Genomic DNA, 13279 nt, shown 5'->3' with positions numbered 1-13279 from the left:
ATCTGTCGAGCTTCATGGAATTGTGGAGAAGCGGATGGGTTGCAGTATGTTTGCATCCGAACATAAGAGTCTGAGCGGAGACTGTTTGGCGCCTGATGCGGTCAACGTCATGAACGGCCCGAAGCCGTTGTGGTCTCAAACATCGAGGTTGACTTACGGGAGCCGATGTACCGCAAGGATCAGACGATCGCCCGCCGCCGGTCGATCGTGTAGGGCAAATCCGTGCTGTATAGAGAAAAAGAAGTCAGGCAGGTGCACCCACCTGCGGGGCTCCTATCATGCGAGGATTTACCTCGTTGGAGACGGAAGTCGTCTCGATCGTGGGCGTCTTGCACGGCGGCCAGGGCTATGAGGCAAGGCTTGCGCCGGATGACGGGTAGACGTTGGCAGGTAGCGAGTACAGACTGTACAAACGCATCGGTTGAACTCCTAGAGGTTACAAAATACTTGCTATCGAATTTTGTTAGCCGCCGCCCGGTTCGGTCGGTCGCTGGCCGAGCAGCTCCGACATTTCTCTCGCGACGTAGGCTCGGAATGCCTCGATACCCTCTGCGGGCATAAGCATTCGCACACCTTGTTCGCTCACTTGCGTAGCGGCGAGCGAGCCTGTCAGCCAGCCCTCGGCGCGGCCGATCTCCTTGGCGTCGTTGTAGATCGACTCCACCAACGTCAGCAGTTCATAGGTGCCGGACGCGGATACCTTGCGTCCGCCCAGCTCGCGCTCAATCGTGGTCACGAGCATCTTCACGATATCTTCTGGTTCAGTCGCGATAGCTGCTCCTAGAATTCGGGCCGGATTGCATCGGCGTTGCCTCTGCGGTCGACCAATCGCCGCGGCTTAGCAGGTGGTGTTCCCTGAATATGGACTCTCGACAGGCGCCGTTTGACATTATCGAGGAAATATAAAGCTGAAATGGTCGATAAATCAGTGGGTTGGCATGGAAAGGCGAGCATCGTAGTGAGCCTGAGGCTGGCTCAACTGGTTGCCGTTAGTTCGGCAAAACGCCTATAATAGATCGGCATATTGCCGAACGGAGGTTCCATGGCGACGATTGCATTTACGCCAACGGGGGGCGGTAACGTCCGACGAGCCGAATTCGCGCTGCTCGGCGAGCTACTGGATGCGCGCGTCCAGGATGACGCGGATCTAGCCGGGCTGGCGCGTGAGCGGGTCAACATCGATGTGATTGATCGCCTGGTGGCCCAAGGTTTAAAGGCGGATGAACTCGTCTTCATCATTCCGCGACGCACGCTGACGCATCGTCGGCAGCAACATGAACGTCTCTCGACCGAGGAGTCGGACCGAGCTATTCGTCTGGCGCGGATCGTCGCACAGGCGAATACGGCGTTCGGAGGCAACGACAAGGCGTTGGGCTGGTTGCGCAATCCGCAAAAGCGTTTCAAGGGCCGCACCGCTCTCGAGATGGCGGCGACCGAGCAAGGCGCTCGTCTCGTGGAGGTTGCACTGGTGCAGATCGACGAGGGATATTTCGCCTGATGGTGCTGTGGAGAATCAGCAACTACGCTGACTTGAAGGGCACAGGCGGTCTGCGTGCTCCTGGCCGCTGGCATTTCGCGGGTAGACCAGTGGTCTACCTGGCCGAACATCCCGCCGGCGCATTGTTGGAAACGCTGGTGCATCAAGAAATCCGTTCCACGGCGGATCTCCCCGACACGTATCGACTTCTTCGCGTCGCAGTTGGCGTTGAGGTTGGAATTGCGGAATTGGGCGAGGCCGCTTTACCTGGGAATTGGAGGGAGGACGCAGCGTACACACAATCCGCAGGCAGCGAATGGCTCGAAAGCGGATCAACGGCCTTGCTCAAAGTACCCAGCGCGGTGATGCCATATGCATACAACTACCTCCTCAACCCTGTACATGCGGATGTAGGCGAAATCAACGTTGAGGCGGTGATCGATGTGCGGCACGATCCGCGCATCTTGCGCTTACTCGCCCGTCCGTGATCGAGCATGACAGTCGAGTCGGTGCGACCGAACTACGGACGAAGGTGAGAATTCTGACTGAGCAAGCCAAGGCCATCTATCGAGCTCATTTGATCCACGCGCAAGCGACGGGGAATCGCCGGAGTGGAGGAGTGATGTTGCGGTTGAGAACAAGCGTGTCGTCTTTGCCTTGACTGAACGAGAGGCCAGAGCAGAATCGAATGGTGGTATCACGACTGGTCGTTGTACTCTAATACGCCGCTCGCGGGAGCGAGACGGATTCGTGGTGCCGCGCGAGCTTTGAACTTGTGCACCCAACCCTGACGCGAAGAGGCGGCGTTCCTTTCCGAGCACCTTTGACTTCTGAGCTACATGCGCATGGAAAAGGGCTCCGTCTCGCAGGAAAAGTGATCGTTCTGCGCATAGCTCGAGCGGACAGTAATCTCTAAGACCGAAAGATGCGTGACACGCCCGCGTAGCTGCCTCGATCGGTTGTCATTCTCACCTAAGCATCTCTCGTTAGTCTGTGGATCTTGTTTGTCTATCCAATTCGAGGTGAATCATGATTCGCAGATGGCCTATGCATTTGACGGCTCTCGCTGCATGCCTGCTGATGACGGCATGCGCCACCCCGGCCCAGCGCGCCACTCAAAAAGACGATCTTTTGTCAGCCGCCGGGTTCCACATCGTCCCGGTCACGACGGACCAACAGCGCCAACAACTGAAAACCTTGCCGCCGAATCGCGTGGTCCAGAAGATCAAGGACGGCAGGCCAATCTTCGTGTACGCAGACCCTTATGCATGTGGGTGCTTGTACATCGGCGACGAAACTGCATGGGATACCTTCAAGCGCGACCAACTACAACAGAGCTTCCTCGATCAGGAACGCATGAACGCCGAAATGAACGAGAACGCGGCCTGGAACTGGGGCTTGTGGGGGCCTGGCTGGTGGGCGTATTGAGGGGCGCGGGCGCGGGTCAAACATGCAGCGGTTGTCACTTCACACGGGCGTCGAATCGAAAGCCCGCGTAGGACGCGGGTTCAATCCTGGTCGGCAACTTGATTCTCTCCCAAGTAAGACAGGCGGCGGGCAGCCTTCGCTTTCTCTCTGTGCCGGCATGCCCTCGGTATGAAGACGCATACGCAGATTTTTCGTTTCGTCCCACGCCAGAGTGTTCATCATGCGCCGCATCGCAGTCCGCAACTCGCCGATTCACGGTCGTGGTGTTTTCGCCGTGGCGACTTCTCCGTTGGTGACCCGAACCTCGAATACAAAGGCGAGATCATCTCGGCGAAAGAAGCACAGCGCCGATATGAGCGATCCACCGCAGAAGACGGACATACTTTCTTCTTCGGGCTTGACGACGGACGCATGATCGATGGCGCACAGGGCGGCAGCTCCGCGCGTCGAAAGAGAGGTTCATGAGCGCGCGTTGAACGAGACGATGCGTCAGCATACGTCAATGCGACGCGCTTTTCCTCCGCCTCGATAAGTGCCAGCGCTGTCCCGAAGACGCATCAGCAGTTGAGCGTTTCAAGAAGCACGATGCGTGTGTGGTCGCATGCAGTGATCGACAGCGCCGCCTCGTTGCGCGCCGCCGCGCCATCGCGCGCCGCGAGACAGACATCGTTCACTCGTATGCGCCCGGTCATGGGCACGAGATAGGCCTGCGCATCCTTCGCCAAAGCGCGCGCACGGCATTGTCCATTGCGCATGTCCGCGACCAGCAGGCGGGCATCGGCATCTATCGGTAGAGCGCCGGCGTCAACGTCGGCGGATGCACCGCTCGCCACGATGACGAAGCCTGCCTCAGTCTGGCCCAGACCAAAACTTCGCCGGGCCCATCGCGGTTCAGCGTCGCGAGTGCGCGGCGTCAACCAGATCTGAAACAGCTGCGCGGGCTCTTTTTCTTCGTTGCGCTCGGCATGCCGAATACCGCGTCCGGCGCTCATCACCTGGACATTGCCTGCCTCGATGCGACCCGTGTTGCCGAAGCTGTCCTCGTGCGTGATCGCGCCCGAGCGCACCAGGCTCACGATCTCGACGTTCGCGTGCGCGTGCATGCCAAAGCCTGACTGCGGCGCGAACGTATCGTCGTTCCAGATATACAGCGGGCCGAGCGCCGAGTGCTCCGGCCGACCGATCTCGCCGAAGCGAAAATGCAGGCGCGCGTCGAGCCAGTCTCGCTCGATACGCCCGAGCGTTTCAAAGGGGCGGTGCTCGATCATGGCGTTCCTCGTCAGACGCGTATGGCAAGGCAGTCTCGCCTTGCCACACCAGGAAGCCGCCTCAGACTTGCGCCTGACCGCCGTCGACGAACAACTCTGCGCCGTTCACGAAGCTCGCGTCGTCGGATGCCAGGAACAGCGCCGCGGCAGCGATCTCGTTCGGGTCGCCCACACGGCCCAGCGGGATGCGCGACGCGAGGTAATCCAGCAAGCCTTGTTGCTGGGTAGCGTCCGGCCCGGCAAGCTCGACCAGACCGGGCGTTTTGGTCGCGCCGGGACTGATGGTGTTGACGCGGATGCCGCGGTCCTTCAGGTCGAGAATCCAGCTGCGCGCGAAGTTGCGGATCGCGGCCTTGGATGCCGAATAGACGCTGAACGCCGCCGTGCCTTCGATGGTCGTCGTCGACCCGGCGAGGATGACCGATGCGCCTTTCGACAGAAGCGGCAATGCCTTCTGCACGGTAAAGAGCGTGCCTTTCACGTTGCGGTCGAAGGTGTCGTGGTAGTGCGCCTCGGTGATTTCGCCGAGGGGGATCATCGCGCCGCCACCTGCATTGGCGAACAACACGTCCAGCCGGCCTTGCTCCTCACGGATCTGCGCATACAGCGCATCCAGCTGTTCCAGCTTCGACGAATCGACGCGTACACCCGTCGCGTTGCCGACTTCCACCACGGCCGCATCGAGTTCAGCCTGGCGACGGCCGGTGATGTACACATGCGCGCCCTCTGCCGCGAAGCGCCTGGCCGTCGCGAGGCCAATGCCGCTGGTGCCGCCGGTGACGAGAGCGATTTTGCCTTCGAGCTTGCCTGCCATGGTGTTTCTCCTTGAGCGTTCGGTTGAGTGCTTCGTTGAAGCGATGGGAGAAGAATATCGACGCACCGATCTTTTCGAAATAGAATCGCCTGCAAACCATCATTGCAAAAATGAAATGAACCGATTCCCGGATTTTGAAGGGCTGGCGATGTTTGCCAAGGTGGCCGAGGAGGGCTCTTTTGCGGCGGCGGCTCGGGCCATGGGCGTGTCGGTCGCTACTGTCTCGCGGGGTGTCGCGCGGCTGGAAGAGCGGCTGGGCGCGCGGCTGTTCAATCGGACCTCGCGGCAACTTGCGCTCACCGAGTTCGGCGGAACGATCGCCGGGAAAGCCGGAGACATCTACCGGCAAGCCGAGGAAGCGGAAAACGCGGCCCGTGAGATGTCGGTTCAGCCGCGTGGCCTCGTGCGTCTGGCCGTGCCCATGTCGTTCGGCTTGCGTTGGGTCGCGCCGTTATTGCCGGGCTTCTTCGAGGTCTGTCCTGAGGTGTCGATCGACCTGCATCTGTCCGATGCCACGGTCGATATCGTGGCGCAAGGCTTCGATGCGGCGTTGAGGATCGCCGCCTTGCCGGACTCGTCGCTGGTGGCCAGACGCCTGTGTCCGATGTCGCAACTGGTCGTCGCGTCTCCCCGATATTTGCAGCGACACGGTCGTCCGATGCATCCTCGTGAGCTCGTCGACAGGCCATGCCTGTCTTATGCGTACCGCGCGCGCAGCGACGTGTGGCGTTTCGTGAACGATGCAGGCGACGAAGAGCCGATTACGCCCGTCGGTCCGCTGCGGGTGACCAACTCCGACGCGCTGCTGCCCATGCTGCTCGAAGGGCTCGCCATAGCGGAACTGCCGGAGTTCATCGCGGGTGAATATCTGGCGGACGGACGCCTGGAATCGATTCTGACGGACTGGCACCTGACGAGAGGCGGACTGTTTTTCGTGACGCCGTCGGCGCGCGCGCGACCGGCCAAGGTCACAGCGCTGGCCGATTACTTCGCGCAGCATCTGTCTGCGCCAGTCTGGAATCAGGTGTTGTAGGAGGCGGAATGAACGAACCTGGTGGCGAGTGTTTTTGGAGACCATCGGCCAATAAATAAAGCCAGGAAGCGACGTTCATTCTTGCCGAGTGTGGGCATTTCATCGTCCGTGACACCTTGATGGTACTCAGTCGAATGAAGCAGCGAGCTAGCCGGAAACCGGCCGAATGTCGTCACGGTGCGGGCGCAAGGAGAATACTGCAGGGCATGTCGAAAAGCTTGTTGAGTTGCGATGCAACCATGCGCAGATCCGTAAGGTCGATGGTCGCGATACTCAGCACCGCGCCCTCGCCAGCATGGGTCCCACGCGCCGCGCTGTTGAGCCGGAAACGCCGCCGGACGCCGGGTTCGTTGCCGAGCTGAACATCGTGCGGATAAAGAAGCAGCATCGTCGTGCAGCCATAGCAGTGCGCATAGGCGTACATCTGATAAAGATCCGCCTGCGCGACGCCTTCCTTCGACTCCTCCGGCGACAAGCGTTTCCATTTCGTATCGACGATCAGTTTTGCCAGCGCGCCTTCTGTCGCGACGAGATCGGGTTTCATCGCGAATACAGGTTTCGCTTCGGCCATGTCGTTCGCCACATATTTTCGGGGGCCCTGAAGCCGTCCGCGAAGCCCGCGCTTTCGCAGCACAGGCAATGACATTCGGCCGATGTATTGCTCGAACAGTACGTTCATGTCGAAGAACAACGAGAAGCCGTGTGCGTTGCCCGCTGTGACATCGGGCGATGTCTGGTGGAGAAACATCCGCGCAAGCCTGAAAACCGGCTGGTAGCGCTCGTTGAGTCGGTCGAAGCGCACGCGTGACCAGGGTAGCGACGCGATCGAGCAATCACTGACGCCTTCGAACGCAAGCAGCAGTTCCGAGAGCAGACGTTGATTGCCGGACGAACGAGAATGCCGCAGCAGCATTCGGAGCGACGCTTTCAGAATGATGTTCAACGGGTTATCTTCCCGAAACTCCTCGAAACGGCAATACAGGCGTTCAGGATTTGCGGCGTTCCTTCGTGTCTGGTCCGCGATCGACAGGCGGCCGCGCACGAATGCGAGATTCTCTTCATGCGCTTCGTAGCGTCGCACGAGGCCGCGGCGCAATTGCTCGGACAGCTTGTCACAGTAGAGGCGGATGAGCACTTCCAGCAAACTCTGCGTCTGTTTTCGGACGCGTGCCATCTCGCCTTCGCCTATCTCCAGGTCGAGCGCGACGTTGAGCATGCCGACGAGATTGCGGCGCACCTGATTGTCCTCGCCAGCGATTTTCGGCAAGACCTCGATAGTCTGCGATTCAGTCTGAAGCACGCCGACGTACTGCTGCGCCGCGATGGTTGTGGCGTTGACAAACCTGAACACTTCGAAGCCGTATTGCTTCTTGAGTGACGTGAGTTGCGAAGCCGCCCTGGCCGACACGAAGGCTCGCCCCTGATCCAAATCGGCCGAACCGACGCGAATCTTGCCGTGTTCACGAACAGAGAGAAGGTTCACACCGAATACTGGTAGATATTCATGTACGCCTGCAACCCGAAAGGTTCGGGATTCACGCGAAAGCGCGTGCGCATCTCGACCTCGTCACGCTCCTCCGACATGCCCTTCGGCAGCCAATTGCTCGTTTGAATGAAACCGCCGCTCGTGTCGTTGAGCGCAAGCCGTACTTTGGCCCAGTCTTCATGGAAATACTCCTGAAGCAGCGGAATAATCTTTCGCCTGAACGCGCGGTCGAGATCTTCCATACTGGCGGAACCGAGTAGATAGGCATGTCCGATCGTATGGTCGCGGTCGTAGAGAAATTCCACACGTTCGTTGATCGCCTCAAGCATTTTCCCGAGGTCGATGCCAGCAATCACGCGCTCCGACAACGCTGTATATACCGGTTGCAATTCCTCGAACTCGAAGCGGCGCCGCAAGGCCGTGTCCAGCAGCGCGATCGACCGATCGGCAGTATTCATGGTGCCGATGAGATGCAGGTTAGGCGGCACGCTGAAGTCGTCGCCCGAATAGGGCAGCCTGACCGTCACCGCGTTCAACGCGCCTTCGCGCTTGTCCGGTTCGAGCAGCGTAATGAGTTCGCCAAAGACCTTGGAGATGTTGGCGCGATTGATCTCATCGATGATCAGCACATAAGGAAGATTGCTCGCCGTGCGCTGCGCCTGCACGAGCGCGTCGAGCGCTTCGGTCTTGATGAAACCCGAGTTGAGCCGGTACAGCGCCGGCATCGAAAACGAGCGGTCGTAGATTTCGCTGACGTCGTGCGCCTTGTCGAGCACTGCAAGCCATCGGACCGGGCGCATCTGATGATTGGCAAACACACCTTCTTCGAGATACTCGTACTCGCCCGTCACTTCCCCGATTGCACGGAAGGCGCTATTGCCCTTCGAGACGATGATCAAGTCGCCCAATCGGACTTCGTTCTTGAACACATTGACGAAGCGCGTGTGCGAATTGATTCGATTGTCTTCCGGCCGTTCCTCCTTGACCCGCTCGCGGACCTGGGCTTCCGTATCGCATTCCGAGAAGTCGATGTCCTTGCCCCAGCCGAGCAGCACGTAACCCTTCTCGATGCACGCGTTGAACATGGCGCTGCTCTTGGCCCAGCCGACCGCGCCGAGCGACATCTTGTAGACGGTGCGCTCCTTTACTGGCGCGCCGTGAAGTCCCGAACGGACGACGGTGTTGAGCCGGGCGGCATCGGCCACCATGCGGAACACGCCTGGCTGGATGTCGTAGGAGATCTGGCCGCCATTCCCGACGTTCGGGCGCAAGCCTTCCACGAAGTCTTCGTAGCCGTAGGACTGGTGGAAGGTCACGAAGTTGATCCGTCCTTCGCGGCGCAGGGCTTCGTAGCGGGCCATGAGCGCTTCGCGTGAGAGGCTCGCGGAGCCATCGCAGAGCGTGACTGCGATTTCGGCGGTCCGATAGGTTTTACCCGTGCCGGGCGGCCCGAAGAGGATCGTGTTGGTTGGTGATTTCATGCGGTGTTCAGGTGCGGAATCGGGAAGGGCAGTTGACGTTGGGCTCGGAACCGACACAGGCGACTGGCCTTTCATTCGGCTGATCGCCAGTTCGAGATCGGCAAGTTTGACGATTCGATAACGGTGACTCGACGCCCCGTCCGTGTCGTGAGCCAGAAGACAGTGCGACAGTCCGGGCACGGCCAGCGCCATCTCGATGGCGATGACGTCGTTCTTGAACTCGATATCGATCGGAGCCGCATTCGGTTCGAGCCGATACGACCGACGAGTCGGCGCAGTGTCACGCACCGACCGAAAATGAAAGTTCGCGTCGAGCAGGTCGAGCGCGGCGTGCCACAGTGGCCAGTCGACTTCAGCCGCCATGCTTTGTACGCTCCTGCTCGATGAAACTGCGGCTCACTTCTTCGACGTCGCCCGGCTGGCACGTCACGGTGCCGATATTGCCGCGCTCGTTGCGCCGTCGGAAGCGCGGCTGCTCCATCGCCAGCAGCTTGTCGAGGGCTGTCCAGTAACCCTCGATGCCTCTTTCTTTATCTCTTCGGCGCGCACCAATTTCATAGCCGCCGGACAGGCGGCAGTCTGGAAGGAAGAAGGTCTTCTTGCCACTGTCTTCCCGATAGAAGGGAACACGCACGAAGTGATCAGCCACGGTGGCCTCCCGCAGCATCCGTTTGCGCCAATTGCTCTTGCAGATATCTCAGGCTGACGTCTTCGGCATTGCCAGGCTGGCAGGTCACAATGCCTCGGTTGCCGTTCCCGTTCGGGCGGCGGAATGCGGGCGAGGCCATGCCCTTGAGAAAGGCCAGCGCCTCCCAGTAGTCGCTGATGTACTGTTCTTCTCCTTTCCTGCCGACCTGATATCCCTTCGGATGCTTCAATGCCGGCGCAAAGAAAGTCTTCGAACCATTCCCCTCGACATAGAACGGAACGGAGATGAAGCCGCCGGTCGTCCGTGCCGGACGCGGGTTGGCGACTGCAACGGGCGTCGTCAGTTCGCGCCACGCATCGAGGAACGCCGCCAGTTCGTCTTCCGAGCTGATGCCCACGCGCTTGTAACCATAGCGCGCGTTCTCGTGCACCTGGCGGCCGGTCGCGGCCCGGCGGGCTTCGACCCAGGCTTGCAGTTGCGCCGCATCGTGATTGATCGCAGCCGCGACCGCCTCGACGTTGAACGCGACTTCAATCGCATTGGTGCCGATCTTCTCGCCATATACAGCGATCGTTGTCACCGACGAACTCCCGATTCTCCGTTGAAATCTGAAATACCCCGACTCCGCTTGCGACGCCGTTCCGACGGTGGCGAATGCGTGCGTGAGCGTCTCTCTTGTTTCAAGCCAATCCATTCTGCTACCGCCCTTTACGCGTTCTGATTATTTTCATTGCATCGATCGGGTGAATACCGGCCTCGCAGACAAGTATTTTCGGCAACTCGGCGCGAAACTTGATCAGAAAGTGCTGTGTAAGCGCTAATCCACAAATCAGTCGGAAACTTTTTGTAACATCCTGTTACAACCTGAAAATTCGTGTGTATAGTACTTCGCTATGCAAGCGGGGATGGGATGATCAAGAAAAGAATATCGGTCAGTTTCCGGGTTTCTCCGCGCTTCAAGGCATTGCTCGAACTTGCCGCGGACCGTGAGAATCGCAGTCAGACCAATCTGCTCGAAACCCTGTTATTTGACTTTTGTTGCGCACAAAAAATAGAAACAGACACCGAGAGACCAAACACCGTGAGTACCTGACCCATCCCCAGCCGGGGCGTTTGCTGGCGGCGACATTCGCTGCACTGCGTCCATCGTTTTACGTCGATCGCATCTACCACGCTCGTCGCCGTGCGATGGCGCCTGCTCATCCGCGCCTCGCCTGATCGCTGCGTTTTGATGCGCTAGTGTTTTGGTAACCCAGGTTCCGTGCGTTCATGAACTTATCGTCCGATTCGCTCTCGCATTTTCTGCATTACTTCGTCTTTATCTCGCTGTCGGTCGCGTTCGTATTGTTTCTATGGCAGTTCGTTTTGCCATTCTTTCGCGTGCGCGCCCAGTTGCTCGGCGTAACCCGGGCAATCGCGGCACTGAAGTCGGCGGCCGGGCATGTCGATGCCGACCAGATCGGCAACACCATCCGGAACGAGGCGCTGCGGCATTGCTGGGACGAATATCGCGACACGCTTCACGCGCAGAAAATGATCAATGCGTCGGGCGTCACGGAAACTGGGCGCTGGCGTGCGACCGCCATTGCGAGCACGTTCTTCACGGAGCAGGCGCTGATCAATGCGCCTCTTCGCACCGAGTTCTACAAGCATTTGCCCGGCATTCTGACGGGGATTGGCATTATCGGGACGTTCGGCGGGCTGATCCTCGGCCTCAACGACTTCAAGATCACCGACGACCCGCTCGTGGTCCGCACCAGTCTCGAATCGCTGGTGGCGAGCGTGGGCGGCGCGTTCAAGCTCTCTGGCCTTGCCATCGTGCTGGCCATGTTTATCACGACCGTCGAAAAGTCGATGATCAACAAGCTGTACACGCATCTCGACCTGCTGTGCGGCCTGATCGACGGACTGTTCGAATCTGGCGCCGGTGAAGAGTATTTGCAACGCCTGGTCGAAGCGTCCGAAACGTCCGCCACTCAGGCGATGCAGATGAAGGAATCGCTCGTCACCGATCTGAAACAGGTGTTGGGCGAACTCACGCAACAACAGATTCAGGCCATGCGCACGACGAGCAGCGACCTCGGTGCATCGATCACAAACAGTCTGTCCGAAGGTCTCGCTGAACCGCTTGCGCGCATCTCCAACGCCGTGCAGTCGGTCGGCAACAGTCAGGGCGAAGCGGTCAGCCGTATCCTGACCGATGTCTTGTCGAGCTTCACTGCGCAGATGGAAAACATGTTCGGTTCGCAGTTGCGCGGCATGAACGAAATGCTGCTGAAGACGGCGAATACCATCGAGTCGGCGTCGCAGGGTTTCGGCGCACTCGCCGCGCAGATCCAGGATGCCGGCACCGGCGCCGCCGATGCCATGGCGCGACGCGTCGAAGAGGCGCTCGGGCAGATTCAGAGCCGGCAGAGCGAGGCCAACGCGCAGATGCAGGCCTTCGTCGACAGCCTGAAGGACAGCGTGGCGCGCGGCCAGGCGGAATCGGCGGACCTGACGCAGAACATGCTGCGGCAGATGAGCGAGAGCACGGCTTCGTTTGTCAAAACGCTGCAGGACCAGAACCAGGCAAGCCACGCACAAGCCGAAGCGCAACAGAGCGAAGCTAATGCCCGGATGCGTGCCTTTGTCGATGATCTGAAAGACGGCGTGACGCGCGGTCAGGCCGAATCGGCGGACATGACGCGCGACATGCTCCGTCAGATGAGCGAAGGAGCGTCGTCGTTCGTGAAGGAATTGCAGGAGCAGAACCATGCCAGCCACGCTGACGCGGCCGCGCGCCAGGCCCGCGCCAGCGAGCAGATGCACGCCTGGATGGAAGCGACGCGCGTGAACATGGCGAAGGGCCAGAGCGAAGCCACGGAAGCATCGTCCCGTCTGATTGGCCAGTTGGGTGACAAGGCGAGCGAGATGATCGATGCACTGAAGGCACAGACCTCCTCCGCCCACGAAGAGCACGGCAGGCGTCAGGCGCAACTCGCCGCACAGATTGCCGATTTGCTCGACAAGCAGACCAGCCAGATCGACAAGGTGACGCTGGCCGTGCAACAAGGCAGCCTCGCGATGAGCAACGCGATCGACAAGCTGAATGCGGCGACGCAAGGCAACATCGAGCGCATGGGACAGGGTGCAGAACGTCTGCACGACGCATCGACGCGCTTTGCCGACAACCTGCAGGGCATGAAGGCTGCCACCGACGGCGTGGCGAATACGGCCGAGCGCTTCAGCCAGGCGGCAGCTTCGCTCGACGGATCGCTCGGGGCCGTGCAGCAGGCACTGGCGGATCAGCGCACCGTGCGCGACACGCTCGCGGGCATGGTGACAGAACTGCGCACCGTGATCGAAACGGTGTCCTCGGAGGCCACGCTCAAACGCGATCTGGTCCAGTCGATGGAACAGGCGGGCAAATCGCTGCGCGAGGCGCAGGACGCGACGCGCGGTCATCTCGACGATCTGATCGAAGATCTCGCGGAGGTGCATCAGGAATTTGCGGATCAGGTCAGAAAGACATTGCGCGAGAGCAACAGCGCATTCCATTCGGAACTCGCGCAGGCGACCGGGCTGCTGAAGAGCGCGATCGTCGATCTGGGCGACGTGTTCGACCGTCTGCCCGCAGCGGCCTGATTCGACCTCGAGGTGA

Annotated in this window: 13 protein-coding genes; 6 read left to right on the top strand and 7 right to left on the bottom strand. The window is 59.9% G+C overall.

Features of this window, described 5'->3' with window-relative positions:
• Positions 1 to 463: 463 nt before the first annotated feature.
• Positions 464 to 748: a hypothetical protein gene (locus tag QCE88_RS31260; protein ID WP_309909087.1), complete on the bottom strand. Its 285-nt coding sequence runs from the start codon at positions 746 to 748 to the stop codon at positions 464 to 466.
• A 294-nt stretch (positions 749 to 1042) separates the two neighbouring features.
• Between QCE88_RS31260 and QCE88_RS31255 the strand changes: the two genes are divergently transcribed.
• The 4 genes from QCE88_RS31255 (at position 1043) to QCE88_RS31240 (ending at position 3370) form a co-directional block, all read left to right on the top strand.
• Positions 1043 to 1498, top strand: a complete 456-nt coding sequence (locus QCE88_RS31255; RefSeq protein WP_309909085.1) for an antitoxin Xre/MbcA/ParS toxin-binding domain-containing protein — start codon at positions 1043 to 1045, stop codon at positions 1496 to 1498.
• The gene (locus QCE88_RS31250; RefSeq protein ID WP_309910962.1) at positions 1495 to 1965 is read left to right on the top strand and encodes an RES family NAD+ phosphorylase; all 471 of its coding nucleotides are present in this window, start codon (positions 1495 to 1497) and stop codon (positions 1963 to 1965) included. Before QCE88_RS31255 ends, QCE88_RS31250 begins: the two co-directional genes overlap by 4 nt.
• A 559-nt stretch (positions 1966 to 2524) precedes the next feature.
• Positions 2525 to 2905: a hypothetical protein gene (locus tag QCE88_RS31245; protein WP_309909084.1), complete on the top strand. Its 381-nt coding sequence runs from the start codon at positions 2525 to 2527 to the stop codon at positions 2903 to 2905.
• Between the two features lie 168 nt (positions 2906 to 3073).
• Complete coding sequence (locus QCE88_RS31240) at positions 3074 to 3370, top strand: hypothetical protein (protein WP_309909082.1); 297 nt, start codon at positions 3074 to 3076, stop codon at positions 3368 to 3370.
• 92 nt (positions 3371 to 3462) lie between these two features.
• Here QCE88_RS31240 and QCE88_RS31235 read toward each other — a convergent pair whose 3' ends face one another.
• Positions 3463 to 4173, bottom strand: coding sequence for a pirin family protein (locus QCE88_RS31235; RefSeq protein ID WP_309909081.1), 711 nt, complete (start codon positions 4171 to 4173; stop codon positions 3463 to 3465).
• A gap of 61 nt (positions 4174 to 4234) precedes the next feature.
• Entirely contained in the window at positions 4235 to 4987 is a 753-nt protein-coding gene (locus QCE88_RS31230) for an SDR family oxidoreductase (protein ID WP_309813059.1), read from the bottom strand.
• A 115-nt stretch (positions 4988 to 5102) separates the two neighbouring features.
• Here QCE88_RS31230 and QCE88_RS31225 point away from each other — a divergent pair, with 115 nt between their 5' ends.
• A complete protein-coding gene (locus tag QCE88_RS31225) occupies positions 5103 to 6020 on the top strand; it encodes a LysR family transcriptional regulator (protein WP_309910961.1) in 918 nt (305 codons plus the stop codon).
• Positions 6021 to 6192: 172 nt separating this feature from the next.
• Here the strand turns inward: QCE88_RS31225 and QCE88_RS31220 are convergent, their stop codons facing one another.
• From QCE88_RS31220 to QCE88_RS31205, 4 genes are all read right to left on the bottom strand, one after another.
• Positions 6193 to 7320, bottom strand: coding sequence for an McrC family protein (locus tag QCE88_RS31220; protein ID WP_309910960.1), 1128 nt, complete (start codon positions 7318 to 7320; stop codon positions 6193 to 6195).
• A 179-nt stretch (positions 7321 to 7499) separates the two neighbouring features.
• A complete protein-coding gene (locus tag QCE88_RS31215; protein ID WP_309909080.1) occupies positions 7500 to 9350 on the bottom strand; it encodes an AAA family ATPase in 1851 nt (616 codons plus the stop codon).
• On the bottom strand, positions 9340 to 9636 hold the full coding sequence (locus tag QCE88_RS31210; RefSeq protein WP_309909078.1) for a hypothetical protein: 297 nt from the start codon (positions 9634 to 9636) through the stop codon (positions 9340 to 9342). The genes QCE88_RS31215 and QCE88_RS31210 overlap by 11 nt, the downstream gene beginning before the upstream one ends.
• Positions 9629 to 10216: a hypothetical protein gene (locus tag QCE88_RS31205; RefSeq protein WP_309909077.1), complete on the bottom strand. Its 588-nt coding sequence runs from the start codon at positions 10214 to 10216 to the stop codon at positions 9629 to 9631. The genes QCE88_RS31210 and QCE88_RS31205 overlap by 8 nt, the downstream gene beginning before the upstream one ends.
• A gap of 689 nt (positions 10217 to 10905) precedes the next feature.
• Between QCE88_RS31205 and zorA the strand changes: the two genes are divergently transcribed.
• A complete protein-coding gene (zorA, locus tag QCE88_RS31200; protein WP_309909076.1) occupies positions 10906 to 13263 on the top strand; it encodes an anti-phage ZorAB system protein ZorA in 2358 nt (785 codons plus the stop codon).
• Positions 13264 to 13279: the final 16 nt, after the last annotated feature.

The sequence above is a fragment of the Caballeronia sp. LZ035 genome, from assembly GCF_031451175.1.
Taxonomy (GTDB): domain Bacteria; phylum Pseudomonadota; class Gammaproteobacteria; order Burkholderiales; family Burkholderiaceae; genus Caballeronia.
The sequence above is the reverse complement of the archived record's forward strand: the minus strand, read 5'-3'. Positions and strand labels throughout refer to the sequence as shown.

Excerpts from the sequence above, each read along its gene's own strand:
- QCE88_RS31255 (WP_309909085.1), top strand. The coding sequence starts at position 1,043 with ATGGCGACGATTGCATTTACGCCAACGGGGGGCGGTAACGTCCGACGA.
- QCE88_RS31245 (WP_309909084.1), top strand. The coding sequence starts at position 2,525 with ATGCATTTGACGGCTCTCGCTGCATGCCTGCTGATGACGGCATGCGCC.
- QCE88_RS31240 (WP_309909082.1), top strand. The coding sequence starts at position 3,074 with ATGAAGACGCATACGCAGATTTTTCGTTTCGTCCCACGCCAGAGTGTT.
- QCE88_RS31235 (WP_309909081.1), bottom strand. The coding sequence starts at position 4,173 with ATGATCGAGCACCGCCCCTTTGAAACGCTCGGGCGTATCGAGCGAGAC.
- QCE88_RS31230 (WP_309813059.1), bottom strand. The coding sequence starts at position 4,987 with ATGGCAGGCAAGCTCGAAGGCAAAATCGCTCTCGTCACCGGCGGCACC.
- QCE88_RS31225 (WP_309910961.1), top strand. The coding sequence starts at position 5,103 with ATGAACCGATTCCCGGATTTTGAAGGGCTGGCGATGTTTGCCAAGGTG.
- QCE88_RS31215 (WP_309909080.1), bottom strand. The coding sequence starts at position 9,350 with ATGGCGGCTGAAGTCGACTGGCCACTGTGGCACGCCGCGCTCGACCTG.
- zorA (WP_309909076.1), top strand. The coding sequence starts at position 10,906 with ATGAACTTATCGTCCGATTCGCTCTCGCATTTTCTGCATTACTTCGTC.